Source organism: Rhodovulum sp. BSW8, assembly GCF_003314725.1.
Lineage (GTDB): Bacteria > Pseudomonadota > Alphaproteobacteria > Rhodobacterales > Rhodobacteraceae > Rhodovulum > Rhodovulum visakhapatnamense.
This window is the reverse complement of the sequence record NZ_QNVX01000027.1, coordinates 87,718-103,733: the sequence shown is the minus strand read 5'-3', so window position 1 is coordinate 103,733 and position 16,016 is coordinate 87,718. Positions and strand designations below refer to the sequence as shown.

Genomic DNA, 16,016 nt, shown 5'->3' with positions numbered 1-16,016 from the left:
TCCCCGGAGGGGCCGGGACTGTCCATGCGAAAGCGGCCCCGGACCGGGCCGGCCTTTCCACGGCGTCCCGGGTCAGGGGATGATGCGCGTGTATTTGGTGCCTTCGAGCGTCGCGCCGAAGATCAGCCCGGCCTGACCGAAGACGATGGCGATGATCGGATCGAGCGCGGTGATGGTATCGGCCGAGACCATGCCGCCATCGTTCGTCACCGCGTATTCCAGATCGGCCCCGGCCGACCAGCCCGAGCCCGAACGGAACTGCCGAAGCGCCTCGGGGGTCATGAAGAACAGCGCATGGGCATATTGCTGGGCGCCGATCTGAAGCCCGAAGCTGGCTTGCGTGGCCGAATAGTAATCGACGGTCACGTCGTTGATGCGCAGCGCGCCGCGCCCGTAGGCGCCGCCGACCCAGAGCCCGGCCTTGGTGATCAGCGGCATCCAGAGAATGCCCTGCGCCTTTTGCGACAGCTCGCGGGTCGCCGGGTAATGGGCGAAAAGATAGTTGCGGGTGCTGTCGACCCGCGCGTCGAGCTCGCTTGCGCCGCTGCTGCCCACGCCATTGCCGCAGGCCGCCAGCGTCGTCGCTGCTCCGGCCGCGCCGATAAAGCCGCGCCGCGAGATCAGGTGGGAGGTCTTGTCCTTGAACATTGCTCTCATGCCCCATGCTGTTGTGGCCTTGGCGGCCTTTGGCGCAAACTATAGACAGCCGCGCCGGGACTGTCACCAAGCTTGACCGCAGCGGGAGGCAATTCCTTGCTGCAATGGCGCACGCAGGCCAGAGCCGCGGGCTGCGGGTCGGCGCCCAGACCCGGTCTGCCTTCAGGGGCCTCCCGTCTGCCAAGCGGGCCTGCCCGGGACCCAGACCGGGGGCGATCTTGGCCAGGCCACCACCGACGGCCGCGCGATGGGCGCCGATCGGGGGGCATCCGCCCGGACGCGATGGGGGGCGGCGCGGCGCTGACAGCCGGTCGTTTGGGGACGCAGCGATGTCGATGGCGCGGACGGCCGCGCCGTGACGGGATCTGCCTCCCGGGTGCGGCCGACAGGGGGCCGCGCAGGCGCGGTGCGCAGAGGGGCGATGGCGGGGGCCGGGGGCGCCTTTACGAGGGGGACAGCGCGACCTCCGACAGCGAGACGTGCCCATTGACAGCACCATTGGCATGGTCTGCGCGGTCGAACGGGCGGAACTGGGCTCAGGCTCACGGGATCGGGCGGGCGGGTGGCGGCCTCACGGCCGGGATCCCTGTCGCGGTCGATGCGCCGGCGCGTGCGGTTCAGCCGATCCCCGCTGCTGCACCGCCCCGGCGTTCGACGGGGGCGAGGGCGTTTGCCCTGCCGTCTTCGCTCATGCCGTCGCCGCTGCGGCCTGCGACGCGGGCGCCCGGCGCGGGAAGCGCGAAGACGACCTTGGGGCCGAGGCCCGGATCGAGGCAAACCCGTCCCGCGCGATCCCGACCTCTCCACCGAACGCAACGGCGTCGGCCTTTCTTTCGGCGGATCGAGCGCCTTCGCCGGATCGTCTTGCGATGCGAAAGCGCTCTCCAGCGGCGTGGGGGCGCTTTCCTCTTCTCCGTCCTCGATCGGTTCGGATCAACGCAGGCCCGGCCTGGTTGCTTGATCCGACGGTTTGATGATGCGACCGTTTCACTGGCATGGAAGAACGCCTTCCGGGACGCGTTCGCCATGGCTGTGCCACGACCACGCACGCTGCCAAAGCGGAAATACGGCGATTCCAAGCTTCGACCGTGGAGCTGAGCGGGGAGCTTGGGCGCGAGGAGGACCGGAGAACGATCCGGTGAATCGTCTTTCCGACGAACCCGAAGACGCTTGCGAGGTGGCGGAAGCGGCAGTCGGTCGAGGATCGCAAGACGGGACCGACAAAGCCGCGCTCAGCCGTTCTGAGCGCGGAAGACGAAGCGGTTGTCGTCGCCTTCCGGCGACACACGCTGCTGCCGTTGGGCGCCTGTCTCTATGCCGTGCAGCCGACGATCCCGCATCTCATGCGGTCTTCGTTGCGCAGGGGCCTCCAGAGATGACCCGACTCGGCCGCGCGCGCCGCCTCGGCGCCCGCGTTCAGCGCCGGCAGATTGGTCTGGTCGGTCTGGAAAACGCGGCCCGGGCGCTCTTCTTCTCCTCCGCTGCTGCTGCGGCGCCTTGGCTCGTCGCATCTGCCGTTGCCGATTGCAGCGCCCGCCGCCCCGGCCTAAGACACGCCGCGACAGCAACGAGAGGCTCCACCGGATGACCACCGACACCGATTTCGCCGCCGCGCTCCAGCACAAGATCGACTTCAAGACCAAGCCCCTGGGCTCGCTCGGCCGGATCGAGGATCTGGCGACGGTCATCGCCACCGTGCAGGGCACGCTGAGTCCGCGGATGGACAGCTGCGAGTTGACGATCTTCGCGGCCGATCATGGCATTGCCACCGAGGGCGTGTCGAAATTTCCGCAGGAAGTGACGCGGCAGATGGTGCTGAACTATCTGGCGGGCGGGGCCGGGGCCAATGCCTTCGCGCGCGCCGTCGGCGCCCGGATGAAGGTCGTCGATGCCGGGATCGCGGGCGAGCCTTTCGGCCTTGCGGACCTGATCGAGCGCCGGATCGGCGCGGGCACCAAGAGCTTCCTGCACGAGCCCGCGATGAGCGCCCAAGAGTGCGCGCGCGCGCTGGAAGAGGGCCGCAAGCTTGGTGCCGAAAGCCCCGCCGATGCGGTGGCCTATGGCGAGATGGGGATCGCCAATACCGCCTCGGCGGCCGCGCTCGGCCACAAGCTGACCGGGGTCGGGCTCGACATCCTGGTGGGCCGGGGCACGGGGCTTGACGATGACGGGCTGACGCACAAGCGGCAGGTTCTGGAACGCGCCGCAGCGCGGACCGGCGATCTTGGCCCGCAGGAGGCGCTGGCCCAGTATGGCGGCTTCGAGGTTGCGATGATGGCCGGCGCGATGATCGGCGCGGCCGAGGCGAAGAAGGTCATCATCGTCGACGGGTTCATCGCGACCGCGGCCGCGCTTGCCGCCGCCCGCATCGCGCCCGGAACCCGGGCGGCGATGGTCTTCTCGCACCGCTCCGAGGAACAGGGCCATGGCGCGCTGCTCGACGCTCTCGGGGCCGAACCGCTGCTGCGGCTGGGGCTGCGGCTGGGCGAGGGCACCGGCGCGCTTCTGGCCTGGCCGCTTCTGAAGGCCGCGGGCGAGATGCTGAACACCATGGCCAGCTTCGACGATGCCGGCGTGACGGGGCCGCAATGACTCCTGCCGCCCGGGCAAGGGAAGAGGTGCGGCTGGTCGTCCTGGCGCTGCAATTCGTCAGCCGCCTGCCGCTGCCCGCCGATCCGGGCTACACGCCCGACCGGATGCGCCGGGCCACGCGCTATTTCCCGCTGTGCGGGGCGCTGATCGGCGCGGCTCTGGGGCTGGTCTACGCGGCCGCGGCGGCGGTCTTTCCCCCGGCGGTTGCGGCGGTCCTGACACTTGCTGCGGGCGTGCGGCTGACCGGGGCGCTGCATGAGGACGGGCTGGCCGACATGGCCGACGGGCTTGGCGGCGGGCTGACGCGCGAGCGGGCGCTGGAAATCATGCGCGACAGCCGGATCGGCAGCTATGGCGCGGTGACCCTGATGCTGGCGCTGGGGCTGAAGGCGGCGGCGCTGGCCGGGCTTGGCGCGGCGGCGGGCGGCTGGGCGGCGGCGGGTGCGCTGGTCGCGGCGCATGGGCTCAGCCGACTGGCCTCGGTGATCGTGATGGTGCGGCTGCCCTATGCGCGGACCGAGGGCAAGGCCGCCTTTGCCGCGGCCGGTCCTGGCCGGGACGGGATGGCCATCGCCTGGGGGACCGGCGCGCTGATCGCACTCGGCCTCTGGATCGGTGCAGGGGGAGGCGCGGCCCTGACGGCGCTGGCGCTGGCTGTGGCGGCCACGCTCTGGACGGGGCGGATGCTGACCCGTCGGCTTGGCGGGCATACCGGAGACGGGCTGGGCGCGGTGCAGCAGGTCTCTGAGATCGCGATCCTGCTGGGGCTTCTGGCATGGGTGTGATCCTTCTGCGCCATACCCGCCCGGACGTGGCCGAGGGCACCTGCTACGGCCGCACCGACTATCCGCCCGCGGAAAGCTTCTCCGAAGAGGCGGCAGAGGTGCTGGCGGCGCTTCCTCCGGTCCACCGGGTCCTGTCCAGCCCGCTTTTGCGCTGCACCCGTCTGGCCGATCATATCGGCGCGGCGCGCGGCCTGCCGGTCGAGACCGATCCCCGCCTGATCGAGATCGATTTCGGCGCCTGGGAGGGCACGCCCTGGGCGGAGGTGCCGCGCGACGGGCTCGATCACTGGGCCGCGCATTTCTACGAGTCGCGCCCCCATGGCGGCGAGAGCGTCGGCATGTTCTATGCCCGCGTCGTGCCCTTTCTCGAAGAGATGCATGGGGCCGGGACGGTTCTGGCGGTGACCCATGCCGGACTGATGCGGGCCGCCCTTCACCATGCCGGGCGCGAAGGCGCCTGGCAGATGAAGTTTCCCTATGGGAGCTTCATCGAGCTGCCCTGATCCTGTTCCACCGGAGCGCGTTCCGCGCACGCTTTTACTGGGCGACCCCTTTGGGGCCGCGATCCTTTGGGTATTTCTGCCAAGAAGAAGATGGCGTCCGATTTCTTCTTGGCGAAAATACCCATGACGGACCATCGGTCATGGGAAAGAGGTCAGGGCAGGGGCGCCGTCCGGAAGAGCCGCACTTTCAGTCCGCCATGGGCGACCGGCGCGCCGGGGGGCAGGAAAGGCAGGCCCGTCGCCCGCGCAAGCCCCTCGTCGCTGGTGACGAGCCCGACCCGCCAGCCAGCGAACCGCTCGCGCAGCGTTGCCCCGAGGGCGCCGTAGAGCGCGAACAGAAGCTTTCGCTCGCCGATCCGCGCGCCATAGGGCGGGTTGACCATCACGAGGCCGGGCGGGCCGTCGGGCCGGACCAGATCGCTGACCGCGTGGCGGCGGAAGTCGGTCCGGTCCGCGACACCGGCGCGGGCGGCATTGGCGGTGGCCATCCGGATCGCCCCGTCATCGCGGTCCGAGCCGAAGAAGCGGACCTGTGCCGCAGGCGCGGGCCTGGGGGCCTTCATTGCGGTCCAGGCCGCCGGATCGAAGCTGGCGAAGTCCTCGAAGGCGAAGCTGCGGTCGCGGCCGGGCGCGAGCCCGCCCGCGATTTCAGCCGCCTCGATCGGGAAGGTGCCCGAGCCGCACATCGGGTCGACCACCGGTTCGGTGCCGTCGAAACCGCAGGCGCGCAGGAAGAGGGCCGCCATCGTTTCGCGCAGCGGGGCCTTGCCGACCGCCTGTTTATGGCCGCGCCGGTGCAGCGGTTCGCCCGAGCTGTCGAGGCTGAGCGTCACCAGATTGTCGTCGATCCGCACCTTGAGCGCGATCGCGTCCTCGCCGCCAATGGGCGCGCCGAGCGTCTCGGCGAGGGCGCGCTCGATCCGCTGGGCGGCGGCGCCCGCATGGTAGATCTTCGAGGCCCGGCACTGCACCTCGACCCGCACCGGCCGGTCGGGCCGGAGCACCGCGGCCCAGTCGAATTTTCGTGCCCGCTTGTCGAGCTGGGCCAGATGGAAGGCCCGAAAGGCGCCGATCCGGACCAGCACCCGCGAGGCGCCGCGCAGCACCAGATTGGCGCGCCAGACCTCGGGCCAGCCGCCCTGGACGGTGACGCCGCCCGCGACCGTCACGGGACCGGCAAAGCCCGCCGCGCGGGCCTCTTCGGCCAGAAGCGGCTCGAGCCCCGGCAGGGCGGCGAGGAAGATCTCGAAGGGGGCGGGGTCGGTCATCCGGGCTCCGGCTGAGGGAAGAGGCATTCGCGATACACCGGAAGCGGCGGGCAGGGAAGGGCGCGCTTGACAGGTCCGGGGCGGCGCCGCTAGCGATGAGGGCGAAACGCGGTTCAGCCGATCCGGAGGGGAACGTGAGGTTCTCTGCCAATCTGGGGTTTCTCTGGCGCGAGCTCGCGTTGCCCGATGCGATCCGCGCGGCGGCGGCGTCAGGCTTCTCTGCCGTCGAATGCCACTGGCCCTATGACACGCCGCGCGCCGCGATCCGCGCGGCCCTCGACGAGACCGGCCTGCCGATGCTGTCGCTGAACACCCGTCCCGGCGACCGGGATGCGGGCGAGTTCGGGCTGTGTGCCCTGCCCGGGCGCGAGCTCGAGGCGCGGGCCGCGATCGACCAGTCGATCGCCTGGGCCGCGGCGCTCGGGGTGCCGCAGATCCATGCCATGGCCGGATGCGCGCGCGGGCCCGAGGCCGAGGCCGCGCTGGCCGCAGCGCTGGCCTATGCCTGTCTCGAGGCCGCGCCCTATGGCATCGGCATCCTGATCGAGCCGATCAACCCCCATGACGTGCCGGGCTATGCGCTGGCCAGCACCGCCGAGGCCGTGGCGATGATCGACCGGGTGGCCGCGCCGAACCTGCGGCTGATGTTCGATTGCTACCATGTGCAGCGCGCCGAGGGCGATGTCTCGGCCCGGCTGCAGGCGCTGATGCCGCTGATCGGTCATGTGCAGGTGGCCTCGGTGCCCGACCGCGGCCCGCCCGATCATGGCGAGCTGGATTACGCCCATGTCTTCGCGTTGCTCGACCGGCTGGGCCATGCCGCGCCCGTGGGGGCGGAATACCGCCCCCCTGGTCCGACCGGCGACAGTCTCGGCTGGATGGCGCGCTTCGGGGCCAAGGTCGCCTAGAGGCAGGCGGTCATGCCGCCATCGACATAGATCACCTGTCCGTTGACGAAAGCCGAGGCGTCGGAGGCCAGGAAGATGCAGGCTCCGGCCAGATCCTCGATCCGGCCCCAGCGCCCGGCCGGGGTGCGCCGTTCGATCCAGGCGCAGAACTCGGGGTCGGCCACGAGGGCCGCATTCAGGGGCGTATCGAAATAGCCCGGCGCGATGGCGTTGCAGCACAGCCCGTGCCGCGCCCAGTCGGTGGCCATGCCCTTGGTCAGGTTGACGATGGCCCCTTTCGAGGCGGTGTAGGGCGCGATTCCGGGCCGGGCCAGCGCGGCCTGAACGCTGGCGATGTTGACGATCCGTCCGCGTCCCCGCGCGATCATGTGGGGCGCGAGGGCGCGGGCGACATAGAAGGCCGCGTTGACATTGGTGCGCATCAGCCGGTCGAAGGCCTCGACCGGAAACCCCTCCAGCGCCGCGCGGTGCTGGATGCCTGCATTGTTGATCAGGATGTCGATGGGCCGCCGGGCCTCGTAGCCGTCGATGGCGCGCGCCGCGGCCTCGGCATCGGTCACGTCGAAGGGCAGGATGTCGACCCCGGCCCCTTCGGCGCGGAGCGTCGCGGCGGCCTCCTCCAGCCGCTCGGCCCCGCGCGCGTTCAGCACCACCCGGACCCCCGCCGCCGCCAGCGCCCGGGCAAGCCCCAGCCCGATCCCCATAGAGGCGCCGGTCACCAGCGCCGTGCGTCCGCTCAGGTCGAAAAGATCCATGTTCCCTCCCGGTCTCGCGGGGCCAGGACAGCCCCGGCATTTGGTATACCATGTCGCGGCGCCGGGGAAAGACCGGCGACGGGGCGGTTGCCGCCTGGGGCGCGCCGTCTCGCGACGCCTGCGGGGCGCCGATCCGGCGGTCGCGCGGCAGCCCGGGCGGGCCCGGCAGGGAAATCGGCCGGAAAGGGCGGACAGGTCCCTAGCCGAGGCGGCGGAAAACCGGATAGAACCGGGGGCGCGCCGCGCCTGTCGCGCGGGTTCAGGCCGCAGGGAGACAGATGCCGGATCGTTCCTTTCTCGCCATCGGCGAATGCATGGTAGAGCTTGCCCCGGCCACGGACGGGCTTTTTCGCATGGGTTTTGCCGGGGACACCTTCAATTGTGCCTGGTACGCCCGGCGGCTGCTGCCCGCGGACTGGTCGGTCGGCTATGCGACCGCCGTCGGCAGCGATGCGGTGTCGGACGACATGCTGGCCTTCATGGCGGCCGAGGGCGTCGAGACCGGGGCGATCCGCCGGATCGAGGGGCGGACCGTGGGGCTTTACATGATCGCGCTGAAGGACGGCGAGCGCAGCTTTTCCTACTGGCGCGGGCAGGCGGCGGCGAAGGCGATGGCCGACGATCCGGACTGGCTCGACAAGGTCTTTGCCGGGCGCGATCTCTTGCATGTCTCGGGCATCACGCTGGCGATCCTTGCGCCCGAGGCGCGCGAGCGTCTGTGTGCGGCGCTGGCGCGGGCCCGGGCGGCGGGGGCGGGGGTGAGCTTCGATACCAATGTGCGGCCCCGGCTCTGGGCGGACGCGGCCGAGATGCGGGCCGGGCTGATGCTGGGCGCCTCGGTCGCCGACACCGTGCTGCCGTCCTTCGACGAGGAACAGGCGGCCTTCGGCGACGCCTCGCCCGAGGCCACCGTGGCGCGCTACCGCGCGGCCGGGGCGACGACGGTGGTGGTCAAGAACGGCGCCGCGCCGATCCGGCTTTGGGCCGAGGGCACGGAGGCCGAGATCGCGCCCGAGCCCGTCGCGCGGGTGGTCGACAGCACGGCGGCGGGCGACAGCTTCGCGGCCGGGTTTCTGGCCGCGCGCGCGACCGGGGCCGCGCCGCCCGAGGCCGTCCGTCGGGCAGCAGCGCTGGCAGGCGCGGTGATCCAGCGCCGCGGCGCGCTTGCGCCCGACATCTTCGCACCAGAGGGCGCGGCCCTGCAGGCGGCGCCATGAAGGTCCTGATCCTCGGCGCGGGCGGGTTTATCGGCGGGCGCCTGGCCCGGGCGCTGGCCCGGCGCGGCACGCTGCGCGGGAGGCCGATCACGGGGCTCGCTCTGGCCGATCTGGCCCCGCCGCCCGTGCCCGAGGCACCGTTTCCGGTCGAAAGCCTCAACATCGACATCGCGGACCCGGCTTCGGTCGCGGCCGGGATCGCGCCGGGGACCGATGTGATCTTCCATCTGGCGGCGGTCGTCTCGGCCCATGCCGAGGAAGACCTCGATGCCGGGATGGCGGTCAACATGGCCGGTAGCCTGACTGTGTTCGAGCGTTGCCGGGCGTTGGGCACCTGCCCGGTGCTGGTCTTCGCCTCGTCGATTGCCGTTTTTGGCGGCGCGGTGCCCGATCCGGTGACCGACGCCACCTTCCTCAACCCGCAGACCTCCTACGGCACCCAGAAGGCGGTGGCCGAACTCTTCCTGAACGACTATTCCCGGCGCGGGTTGGTCGACGGGCGGGGGCTGCGGCTGCCCTCGATCTCGGTGCGGCCGGGACGGCCCAACCGCGCCGCCTCGGCCTTCATGTCGGGGATCTTCCGCGAACCGCTGTCGGGGCAAGAGGCGATCTGCCCGGTTGGCCCCGATTTCGCGCATTACTACCTCGGCCCGCGCCGCTGCGTCGCCAACCTGATCCGCGCGGCCGAGATCGAGGCCGCCGCGCTGGGCCAGAACCGCTGCATGACCATGCCGGGGCGGCGCTGGACCATCGGCCAGATGATCGCGGCCATGACCGAGGTCGCGGGGCCCGCGCCCGCGCGTCTGATCCGCTGGGAGCCCCAGCCCGAGATCCAGCGCATCGTCTCGGGCTGGCGCGACGACATCCGGGCCGACCGGGCGCTGGCGCTGGGCCTGACCGCCGATGACAGCTTTGCCGACAACATCCGCCAGTTCCTGGAGGACGACCTGCCCGGCGGCCCGGTCCTCAGTTGACCGGGGTCGGCAGCGGCTGGCCGTCGAGGAAGGCGCGGATATTGGCCAGTTGCAGCTCGGCCATGGCGCGCCGGGTCTCGGTGGTGGCGGAACCCACATGCGGTTGCAGCACGACGTTCTCCAGCCCCTGGAACCGCGGGTCGATGGCCGGTTCGTCCAGATAGACGTCAAGCCCCGCGCCCGCGATCCGGTGCTCTTCCAGGGCTGCGATCAGCGCGCCCTCGTCGACCGTCGTCCCGCGCGAGATGTTGATCAGCACGCCCTTCGGCCCCAGCGCGGCAATCGCCTCGGCCGAGACGTAGTTGCGGGTCTCGGGCCCGCCGACCAGCGCCACGACCAGAAAATCGACCGCGCGGGCAAGGCTGACCGGATCGGCGTGGTACTGCCAGCCGGCGGTCTCTTTTTCCTGCCGCGAATGATAGTGGATCTCCATCTTGAAGGCGGCCAGCCGGTCGGCGATCTCGCGCCCGATCCGGCCGAGCCCGACAATGCCCGCCCGCGCCCCCGACACCTTCCGCGCCAGCGGCATGGCGCCGTATTTGGTCCAGCGGCCGCTGCGCACCCAGCCGTCGCCGCGCACGAGGCTGCGCGCCTGGGCCAGGATCAGCCCGACCGCCAGATCGGCTACATCGTCGTTCAGCACATCGGGCGTGTTGGTCACGCGGATGCCGCGCTGGGTGGCGGCGGCCACGTCGATGGCATCGTAGCCGACGCCGAAATTGGCGATCAGCCCCAGCCCCGGCAGGCGGTCCATCTCGGCCGCGCCGAAGGGCTCGTGGCCCTTGTAGGCGACGGCGCGCAGCCGCGCGGACCCTGCGGGGGCGAGCCCGGCGATGGCGCCGGGCCCGTCGACCGACACCGACGAGACGGCGGTCGACAGCCGCGCGCGTTCGTCCTCGGTGAAGGCGGCGCCGCAGATCAGCAGGGGGGTATCGGTCATGGATCGGCCTTTCGTCAGAGCACCGCGCGGATCCGCGCGATGGCCTCGGTGAGGGTTTCGGTCGAGCTGGCATAGGACAGGCGCAAATAGCCTTCGCCCCGGGCGCCGAAAGCGGTGCCCGCGATGGTGGCGACGCCCGCCTTTTCAAGGAAGAGGTCCTGCGCCTCGGCCGCGCGCATTCCGGTGCCCTCGATATTGGGGAAGGCATAGAAGGCGCCGCCGGGATCGGGGCAGCGAAAGCCCGGCAGGGCGTTCAGCTCGCGCACGATATGGGCGCGGCGGCGGTCGAACTCGGCGACCATCGCGGCAACCGCGTCCTTGGGACCCGTCAGCGCGGCCAGGGCCGCGTGCTGGGCGGCGGCGTTCACGCAGGAATGGTCGTTGATGCACAGCCGCGTCACATGATCGAGCGCGGCATCGGGCCAGACCGCATAGCCGATCCGCCAGCCGGTCATCGCATAGGTCTTGGACCAGCCATCGAGCACGATCAGCCGGTCGCGGATGTCGGGATATTGCAGCAGGCTGACATGTTCGCGCCCGCCATAAAGCATCGACGAATAGATCTCGTCGGACAGCACCGCGACCCGAGGAAAGGCCGCGAGCCCCTTGACGAGGCGCGATATTTCGGCGCGCGGGGTGACGCCCCCGGTGGGGTTGGCGGGGCTGTTCAGCACGATCAGGCTGGTGCGGTCGGTGATCCGTTCCAGCACCCGGTCGGCCTCGAAGGCAAAGCCCGTCCGTTCCTCCAGCGGGATCGGCACCGGGGTCGCGCCGGAATAGCGGATCGCGCTTTCATAGATCGGAAAGCCCGGATCGGGGTAGAGGATCTCGCGCACCGGCTGACCGAACATCAGCATCGCAAAGAACATGCTGGGCTTGCCGCCGGGCACGATCACCACATTCTCGGGATCGACCTCGACCCCGTGACGGCGGTGCAGGTCGGTGGCAACGGCATGGCGCAGCGCGGGCAGCCCGTTGGCCGGGGTATAGCCGTGATGGCCGTCGCGCAGCGCCTTGATACCGGCCTCGACGATATGATCGGGCGTGCGGAAATCGGGCTGGCCGATGCCGAGATTGATGATGTCGCGCCCCTGGGCGGCCAGCGACTGGGCCCGGGCCAGCACCGTGAAGGCCGATTCCGTGCCAAGCCGCGACAGGCTGTCGGCGAACTGCAGATGCGTCATGGGGCCTCCTCCCCGGGGCCGGGCCTTCCGGCCGCTTCCGTTCTGGTATACCAAGCGAAACGCCGAGGAAAAGGCCTCCCTTCGGATCGGGGGCCGCGCGTGTCTTTCGGGCGACGGCGCGGACCTGGTCACAGCAGGCGGGCGGCGGCTTCGATCAGGTAAAGCGTGCCCATCCCCGCGACGATCGCCGCCACGACCGAGACCCTAAGTCCCGCTATGAGGGCTGCCAGCGCCGCGATCAGCCGGGCGGGGTCGGGGCTGCCGCCGGTCGCCTCGGGCCAGAGGACGAGCGGCGCGACCAGCGCCGGAAACACCGTGACGCCCACGTATTTCAGGTGCAAAAGCGCCCAGGGCGGCAGCGTGCGGCGGCCGAAGATCCCCAGAAAGGAAAACCGGATCAGGAAGGTGCCGACGGCAAGGGCGGCGGTCAGGGTCCAGAAGGCGGCGTCGGAAATCATGCCCGGCGCCTTTTCAGCAGAAGGCGTTCGGTCTGTGCGCCGGTGATCATCGCGACAAGCGCCGCGACCGGCAGCCCGAGGCTCCAGGGCAGCCAGGCCAGCGCCAGCGCCGCCAGAGCCGACACCAGCGCCGCGACCGCATGGGGCAGCGACCGGATCAGCGGCGCGGTCAGGGCGATGAAACAGACCGGCACCGCGAAATCGAGCGAGAATTCGGCCGGGATCGCCTGTCCGACCAGGGCTCCGGTCAGCGTGCCGCCATACCAGAACGGGCAGATCAGGACCATGCAGCCGAAGTAATAGGCGACGCGCGCCGCAGGCGTCATGGCGGGCTCGGCCTCGTAGGTCCGGACCGCGACGGCGAAGGCCTGATCGACCATGAGATAGGCCATCAGCGCACGCACCCCCAGCCGTGCATGGCCGAGATAGGGCACCAGGGCCGCCGAATACATCGCCATCCGCAGATTGACCGCCAGGGCCGCCAGAAGTGCCACGAAAACCGGCGCGTGATCTTCCAGAAGCGCCAGCGCGGTGAATTGCGAGGCCCCCGCGATCACCAGCACCGACATCGCCATGGCCTGCAAGAGGTCCAGCCCGGCATCGCGCGCCACCACTCCGAAAAGCAGCGAGAAGGGCACCACGATCAGGATGAACGGCGCGCAGTCGAGGGCGCCCTTGCGAAAGGCCTGTGCCTCGGTCATGGGCGCGCTCCGGGGACCGGCCGGACGCAGGATTTCGGGGCCGGCCCCGGCGGTGGGGCCGGCGCTTTGGCGCGGCGCTCGGTCACGACAAGGTCCTCCCTGAACCTTCGGGCATTCGGTGCGGATTGCCCTTGCATTTGGTATACCAGATCGGAATGCTGTGCCAAGGGCCGCCCGGGGTCCGGCCGCGCGGGACGCTGCGGCATGGCCCCGAGGCGGCTGAGGCCAGACGCCTTGGGGGTCGCAGACGGGCGGCCGACCGGCGGCAAGCGGAGGAAGGCATGAGCGATACGCGCGCGAACAAGCGGTTCCGGTCTCAGGAATGGTTCGACAATCCCAACAACCCCGGCATGACCGCGCTGTATGTCGAGCGCTACCAGAACCAGACCTTCACCCGGGGCGAGCTGCAATCGGGCCGCCCGGTGATCGGCATCGCCAATAGCGGGTCCGATCTGGTGCCCTGCAACAAGATCCACGTCTTCCTGATGGACCGGATCAAGGCGGGCATCCGCGAGGCGGGTGGCGTGCCGATGGATTTTCCGGTCCATCCGCTGCAGGAAACCGGCAAGCGGCCGACGGCGGCGCTCGACCGGAACCTCGCCTATCTGGGGCTGGTCGAGATCCTGCATGGCTATCCGCTGGACGGGGTGGTGCTGACCACCGGCTGCGACAAGACCACGCCCGCGCTGCTGATGGGGGCGGCGACGGTCGACATTCCGGCGATTGCGCTCAATGGCGGGCCGATGCTCGACGGCTGGTGGAAGGGCAAGCGCGCGGGCTCGGGCACCATCGTCTGGGAAAGCCGGCGCCTGCTGGCCGAGGGCAGGATCGACTATGACGAGTTCATGGACCGGGTCTGTTCCTCGGCGCCCTCGCTGGGGCATTGCAACACCATGGGCACGGCCTCGACGATGAACGCGATGGCCGAGGCGCTGGGCATGAGCCTGACCGGCAATGCCGCTATCCCCGCGCCGTTCCGCGAACGGATGGCGATGGCCTACGAGACCGGCAAGCGGATCGTGCAGATGGTGCTGGACGACCTGAAGCCCTCCGACATCCTGACCCGTGCCGCTTTCGAGAATGCCATCGTCGTCAACAGCGCCATCGGCGGTTCGACCAACGCGCCGCCGCATCTGCAGGCGATCGCGCGGCATGCGGGGGTCGAACTGGACGTGACCGACTGGGAAAAGATCGGCCATGACGTGCCGCTTCTGGTCAACATGCAGCCCGCGGGCGCATATCTGGGCGAAAGCTTCTTCCGCGCGGGCGGGGTGCCCGCGGTGATGGCAGAACTGGCCCGGGCCGGGCGGCTGCATGTGGGCGCGATGACCGCGACCGGCCGCACCCTGGCCGAGAACCTCGACGGGGTCCGGTCCACCGACCCCGACGTGATCGCACCCTATGACGCGCCGCTGCGGACGCAGGCCGGGTTCAAGGTGCTGTCGGGCAATCTGTTCGCCTCGGCGCTGATGAAGACCTCGGTGATTTCCGATGAATTCCGCGCGCGCTTCCTGTCCGAGCCGGGCCAGGAGGGCGTGCATGAGGCCCGCGCCGTGGTCTTCGAGGGGCCCGAGGATTACCATGCCCGGATCAACGATCCCGAGCTCGAGATCGACGAAAGCGCGATGCTCTTTATCCGCAATGTCGGCTGCGTCGGGTATCCGGGCTCGGCCGAGGTGGTGAACATGCAGCCGCCGGATGCGCTGGTGAGACAGGGCGTCAGGCATCTGCCGACGGTCGGCGACGGACGGCAGTCGGGCACCTCGGAAAGCCCCTCGATCCTGAACGCCTCGCCCGAGGCGGTGGTGGGGGGCGGACTGGCTTTCCTGAAGACGGGCGACCGGGTGCGGCTGGACCTGAACGCCTCGCGGCTCGACGCGCTGGTCGATGACGCGGAATGGGAGCTGAGGCGCGAGGCCTGGGAGCCGCCCGAGATCGTGAGCCAGACCCCCTGGGAAGAGATCTATCGCGCCAATGTCGGCCAGTTGGCCGATGGCGGCTGTCTGGAACTGGCCACGGCCTATCGGCGGATCGCGCGCGTTCTGCCGCGCGACAATCACTGAGGCGGGCATGACACGCAGCATCATCATCACCGGGGCCGGGCGCGGCATCGGGCGGGCGACGGCGCTGGCCTTTCTGGAGGCGGGCTGGCGGGTCGGGTTGGCCGGGCGCGGGGGGGCGGCGCTGGAGGCCGTGGCCGAGGGGCGGCCGGGCGCGCTGGTGCTGGCCTGCGACGTGACCGACGCGGCCTCGGTCGAGGCCGCTTTCGACCGCGCTATGGCGGCCTGGGGGCGGATCGACGTGCTGTTCAACAATGCGGGCGTTTCGGTGCCGGGGGCGCCCGTCGATGAGATCGCAGTCGAGGATTGGCGGCGCTGCATCGAGGTGAACCTGACCGGCAGTTTTCTTTGCGCCCGGGCGGCCTTCGCCCGGATGCGCCGGCAGGACCCGCCGGGCGGGCGGATCATCAATAACGGGTCGGTCTCGGCCCATGTGCCGCGCTGGGGCTCGGTGCCCTATACGGCCTCGAAACACGCGATCACCGGGCTGACGCGGGCGCTGGCGCTGGACGGGCGGGCCCATGGCATCGCCTGCGGGCAGATCGATATCGGCAATGCCCGGACCGACATGGCCGAGACGATGACCCGGGGCGTGCCGCAGGCCGATGGCCGGATCGCGGTCGAGCCGGTGATGGATGTGGCCCATGTGGCCGGGACGGTGCTGTTCATGGCCGGGCTGCCGCCCGAGGCCAATGTGCCCTTCGTGACGGTGATGGCGACGACGATGCCCTATATCGGCCGGGGCTGAGGGCCGCCAGATTTCGTCCCGCTGGCGCGGGCCGACCCGCCGGGGGCGCTGCCCCCGGACCCCCGGGGTATTTCGGCCAAGAAGACGCCAAGAAGAAAGGGCGGCGGGCTGTTGCTCGATTGGTCCGGGGCGCACGGGCGGCCCGGTCTGTTACGAGTCGGACAGGCGCTTTCAGGAGCGCGCTGCGGACCGGATTGCCGGTCCGGTCGAGCAACGGCGGCGGTTCGGCGCGTGGCGCCGGGGGACGGGCGTCAGCAGGGCCAGCA

General features: G+C 70.5%; 15 protein-coding genes and 1 pseudogene. 9 read left to right on the top strand and 7 right to left on the bottom strand.

Going from position 1 to position 16,016, the window contains the following annotated elements:
• Positions 1 to 72: 72 nt before the first annotated feature.
• On the bottom strand, positions 73 to 648 hold the full coding sequence (locus tag DSD19_RS12635) for a YSC84-related protein (RefSeq protein ID WP_075786000.1): 576 nt from the start codon (positions 646 to 648) through the stop codon (positions 73 to 75).
• Between the two features lie 1,166 nt (positions 649 to 1,814).
• Here DSD19_RS12635 and DSD19_RS22355 point away from each other — a divergent pair.
• The 4 genes and pseudogenes from DSD19_RS22355 to cobC all read left to right on the top strand — a co-directional run.
• Positions 1,815 to 2,033, top strand: a pseudogene (locus DSD19_RS22355) (IS481 family transposase); the annotation flags it as partial.
• 208 nt (positions 2,034 to 2,241) lie between these two features.
• Positions 2,242 to 3,249: a nicotinate-nucleotide--dimethylbenzimidazole phosphoribosyltransferase gene (gene cobT / locus DSD19_RS12625; RefSeq protein WP_075785999.1), complete on the top strand. Its 1,008-nt coding sequence runs from the start codon at positions 2,242 to 2,244 to the stop codon at positions 3,247 to 3,249.
• A complete protein-coding gene (gene cobS, locus DSD19_RS12620) occupies positions 3,246 to 4,034 on the top strand; it encodes an adenosylcobinamide-GDP ribazoletransferase (protein WP_113669842.1) in 789 nt (262 codons plus the stop codon). The genes cobT and cobS overlap by 4 nt, the downstream gene beginning before the upstream one ends.
• On the top strand, positions 4,025 to 4,537 hold the full coding sequence (cobC, locus tag DSD19_RS12615) for an alpha-ribazole phosphatase (protein ID WP_075785997.1): 513 nt from the start codon (positions 4,025 to 4,027) through the stop codon (positions 4,535 to 4,537). Before cobS ends, cobC begins: the two co-directional genes overlap by 10 nt.
• Positions 4,538 to 4,689: 152 nt before the next feature.
• Here cobC and DSD19_RS12610 read toward each other — a convergent pair whose 3' ends face one another.
• Positions 4,690 to 5,805, bottom strand: coding sequence for a class I SAM-dependent RNA methyltransferase (locus DSD19_RS12610; protein WP_113669841.1), 1,116 nt, complete (start codon positions 5,803 to 5,805; stop codon positions 4,690 to 4,692).
• Positions 5,806 to 5,939: 134 nt separating this feature from the next.
• On the opposite strand from DSD19_RS12610, the gene DSD19_RS12605 reads away from it, so the two are divergent.
• Positions 5,940 to 6,713 (top strand): hydroxypyruvate isomerase family protein, encoded by a 774-nt coding sequence (locus DSD19_RS12605; protein WP_113669840.1) that lies wholly within the window; start codon positions 5,940 to 5,942, stop codon positions 6,711 to 6,713.
• Here DSD19_RS12605 and DSD19_RS12600 read toward each other — a convergent pair.
• On the bottom strand, positions 6,710 to 7,468 hold the full coding sequence (locus DSD19_RS12600; RefSeq protein ID WP_113669839.1) for an SDR family oxidoreductase: 759 nt from the start codon (positions 7,466 to 7,468) through the stop codon (positions 6,710 to 6,712). The genes DSD19_RS12605 and DSD19_RS12600 overlap by 4 nt on opposite strands.
• A 278-nt stretch (positions 7,469 to 7,746) precedes the next feature.
• Here DSD19_RS12600 and DSD19_RS12595 point away from each other — a divergent pair, with 278 nt between their 5' ends.
• Both DSD19_RS12595 and denD read left to right on the top strand, forming a co-directional pair.
• Positions 7,747 to 8,685: a sugar kinase gene (locus tag DSD19_RS12595; protein WP_113669838.1), complete on the top strand. Its 939-nt coding sequence runs from the start codon at positions 7,747 to 7,749 to the stop codon at positions 8,683 to 8,685.
• Positions 8,682 to 9,659 carry a D-erythronate dehydrogenase gene (denD, locus tag DSD19_RS12590; protein ID WP_113669837.1) on the top strand — a complete coding sequence of 326 codons (978 nt, stop codon included), beginning with the start codon at positions 8,682 to 8,684 and terminating at the stop codon, positions 9,657 to 9,659. Before DSD19_RS12595 ends, denD begins: the two co-directional genes overlap by 4 nt.
• Here the strand turns inward: denD and DSD19_RS12585 are convergent.
• The 4 genes from DSD19_RS12585 to DSD19_RS12570 all read right to left on the bottom strand — a co-directional run bounded on the left by DSD19_RS12585 (position 9,652) and on the right by DSD19_RS12570 (position 12,942).
• On the bottom strand, positions 9,652 to 10,599 hold the full coding sequence (locus tag DSD19_RS12585) for a 2-hydroxyacid dehydrogenase (RefSeq protein ID WP_113669836.1): 948 nt from the start codon (positions 10,597 to 10,599) through the stop codon (positions 9,652 to 9,654). The genes denD and DSD19_RS12585 overlap by 8 nt on opposite strands.
• Before the next feature lie 14 nt (positions 10,600 to 10,613).
• Positions 10,614 to 11,783 (bottom strand): pyridoxal phosphate-dependent aminotransferase, encoded by a 1,170-nt coding sequence (locus DSD19_RS12580; RefSeq protein WP_113669835.1) that lies wholly within the window; start codon positions 11,781 to 11,783, stop codon positions 10,614 to 10,616.
• A 128-nt stretch (positions 11,784 to 11,911) separates the two neighbouring features.
• Positions 11,912 to 12,241: an AzlD domain-containing protein gene (locus DSD19_RS12575; RefSeq protein WP_113669834.1), complete on the bottom strand. Its 330-nt coding sequence runs from the start codon at positions 12,239 to 12,241 to the stop codon at positions 11,912 to 11,914.
• Positions 12,238 to 12,942 (bottom strand): AzlC family ABC transporter permease, encoded by a 705-nt coding sequence (locus DSD19_RS12570; RefSeq protein ID WP_113669833.1) that lies wholly within the window; start codon positions 12,940 to 12,942, stop codon positions 12,238 to 12,240. Before DSD19_RS12570 ends, DSD19_RS12575 begins: the two co-directional genes overlap by 4 nt.
• A 281-nt stretch (positions 12,943 to 13,223) precedes the next feature.
• On the opposite strand from DSD19_RS12570, the gene DSD19_RS12565 reads away from it, so the two are divergent.
• Positions 13,224 to 15,005, top strand: coding sequence for an IlvD/Edd family dehydratase (locus DSD19_RS12565; RefSeq protein ID WP_113669832.1), 1,782 nt, complete (start codon positions 13,224 to 13,226; stop codon positions 15,003 to 15,005).
• A gap of 7 nt (positions 15,006 to 15,012) precedes the next feature.
• On the top strand, positions 15,013 to 15,750 hold the full coding sequence (locus tag DSD19_RS12560; RefSeq protein WP_113669831.1) for an SDR family oxidoreductase: 738 nt from the start codon (positions 15,013 to 15,015) through the stop codon (positions 15,748 to 15,750).
• Positions 15,751 to 16,016 lie beyond the last annotated feature (266 nt).